Annotated in this window: 4 protein-coding genes; all 4 read left to right on the top strand. The window is 33.2% G+C overall.

What is annotated here, in order from left to right; translation table 11 throughout:
* The coding region (locus tag BLS32_RS18230; RefSeq protein ID WP_217639583.1) for a hypothetical protein at positions 1-678 on the top strand (678 nt) is incomplete at its 5' end.
* A 166-nt stretch (positions 679-844) separates the two neighbouring features.
* Positions 845-1,318 carry a DUF695 domain-containing protein gene (locus BLS32_RS18225; RefSeq protein ID WP_091399523.1) on the top strand — a complete coding sequence of 158 codons (474 nt, stop codon included), beginning with the start codon at positions 845-847 and terminating at the stop codon, positions 1,316-1,318.
* A gap of 208 nt (positions 1,319-1,526) precedes the next feature.
* Positions 1,527-1,772: a hypothetical protein gene (locus BLS32_RS18220; RefSeq protein ID WP_245699510.1), complete on the top strand. Its 246-nt coding sequence runs from the start codon at positions 1,527-1,529 to the stop codon at positions 1,770-1,772.
* Complete coding sequence (locus BLS32_RS18215; protein WP_091399521.1) at positions 1,756-2,061, top strand: type II toxin-antitoxin system RelE/ParE family toxin; 306 nt, start codon at positions 1,756-1,758, stop codon at positions 2,059-2,061. The genes BLS32_RS18220 and BLS32_RS18215 overlap by 17 nt, the downstream gene beginning before the upstream one ends.
* Positions 2,062-2,294 lie beyond the last annotated feature (233 nt).

The following is a 2,294-nucleotide window of genomic DNA, read 5'->3' as shown; positions in this document are numbered from 1 at the left end:
GTCACCGGAAATTTTTATTTCACGAACAATGTTTTATCTTGGCAGAGAAAACTCAACTCGCTTTCATTCGCAACTGCGCGAAGCGGCCAAACGTTGGGCGACATTACAAAAGAACTTATGATCAGACAACTTCTTTTTTTAGAACTACTTAAGGAATTACCTGTAAATAAATTGAAATTTATATTCCTCTTAAATTGTTTGGTATTCGTTTCCTGTCATACTTATGAAAAAATTTATTTGAATGATCGAAAGGAACTTGATGAAAAAGATAAATATGACAGCAATGGTTGCAGTAATTGTCTATTTATCGTTTTTGAAAATTCAATGAATGGCAGTAAAGTGAAAATTAAAGATATAAAAACGCCTGAAGATGATGATTTAGAATACGGAGATACGATGACTGAGTCTATTTTTTTTGATAAGATTATAGAAAAAAATAAGATAACCTCAATGGCTGAATTAGTGGAAACTAGAAATAATAAAATTATACTGCTAAAAATAAACCATGATAGTGTTGTCATTCCAAGGTTTACTTATCCGGTCTATCGTTTTATAATTGTAAAGAAAATCGGAATAGGTAAAAAAAAATATTCTTTAACATTCACAAATTCGTTCGATAGTAGTAAAGTGAACAAAGGAAAAATTGGATTGGAAGTAACGTCGCCCAACCGCCGCTAAAACGAGATTGCTGATTTTCGGTTTCCGGAAGTTTCGTTTTCACGAAGAAATTCTATCTTAGCAGAAAGAACTAAGTTCGCTTGCATCAGCAACCAGTCGTTTAGCGGCCAAGCGTTAGGCGTCATTGTGGGCGAAATCGTAAATCATCAACATTATAAACATTCGAATGGGAATATTAGACAAATTATTCGGGAAGAAATCAGAAATAAACTTAAATGAAACTGTAACAGAAATTCCTGAAAGTTGGAGTGTATTAAAAGGGAATAATAATGGTAATTTGATGCTGATTAGAAAAAATGATGGTCTCAATCAAATTGCAGGAAATATAAACTATTCAACAAGTTGTGGAATTGCGTTCAAACTTTTAAGGCCCGATGAAAAGGGATTACCAAATGCCGAAAGTGAGCCGGAGTTAAATGACTTGGAAGATGATATTTTCGAAATATTTGAAAATGATTTAAATTCAATTGTTTCGACGGTTATTACAACTTCAGGATTTAGAGAATACGTGTTATATTCAAAAAATGTAGATGAATTTAATTCGAGATTGGAAAAATTGCAAGCAAAATACCAAAAATACGAATTAACGAGTTACAACAGAAAAGACGAAGGTTGGGAAACTTTTAAATCATTCAAATAAAACAACAACGCCTAACAGCGCAACGAAGCACACGCTGGTTTTCGGTAAGTTGAACGTTCAGTTTCACGAAGAAAGTTTATCTTAGCAGAGAGAACTCAGTTCGCTCTTACGCGCATGCGTCGTTGCGCGAAACGTTATGAGATAGTTTTTAACATCGCGTTACATTCAACATTCGGAATTAAAATGTACTTTTGAAAAAGTAATTCTTTTGAATATTAAAGCTGAATTAAATATACAAAGCAAAAAATTAGAATTGATTCAATGGCTGTCAACTGTTGAAGATTTGTCTGTGCTAAATAAAATTATCGATTTGAAAAAGCAAGAGAACAAAGATTGGTGGAATTCTATATCTGAAACTGAAAAGCAATCCGTTGAAAAAGGATTGCAAGACGCAGAAGATGGAAAACTAAATTCACATTCAAAAGCAAGACAACTTTATGACAAATGGCTATAAAATCTTTTGGACAGATTTTGCTTTACGTGAGTTAGAAAAGACAATTGAATATCTTGAAAAAAATTGGACAGAAAGAGAATTAAGGAATCTTGCTTCGGAGATTGAAAAAACGCTAACTCTACTTTCCCATAATCCAAATCTATTTCAGTCATCTGACATCAAAAAGGAAATCCGCAGAGTTGTAGTTTCAAAGCATAACACTTTGTATTATAGAGTAAAAAATAATACGATTGAAATTATTTCATTCTTTTCAAATCGCCAAAGCCCGAAGAAAAGAAAACTTTTGTAGCATCAAACCATCTCATAACCGCCTTTAACCGCAATTGCTGATTTTCGGTTTACAGAACGTCCATTTTCACGAAGAAAGTTTTATCTTGGCAGAGAATACTCAGTCCGCTTGCATCAGCAACTGCGGTTACAGGCCAAGCGTTGTGCGACATTTAAAGAGAAATCCTAAACAATGGCAATATTTCCTCAAAATAATTATTCAATCGAAATAACTGGTGATAACAAGTCAAGTCT

The organism is Flavobacterium noncentrifugens, from assembly GCF_900100375.1.
Classification (GTDB): domain Bacteria; phylum Bacteroidota; class Bacteroidia; order Flavobacteriales; family Flavobacteriaceae; genus Flavobacterium; species Flavobacterium noncentrifugens.
Note: the sequence above shows the minus strand (reverse complement) of the source record. Positions and strands in the feature narration are given on the sequence as shown.

Coding starts and splice junctions, on each gene's coding strand:
- BLS32_RS18225 (WP_091399523.1), top strand. CDS start 845: ATGGGAATATTAGACAAATTATTCGGGAAGAAATCAGAAATAAACTTA.
- BLS32_RS18215 (WP_091399521.1), top strand. CDS start 1,756: ATGACAAATGGCTATAAAATCTTTTGGACAGATTTTGCTTTACGTGAG.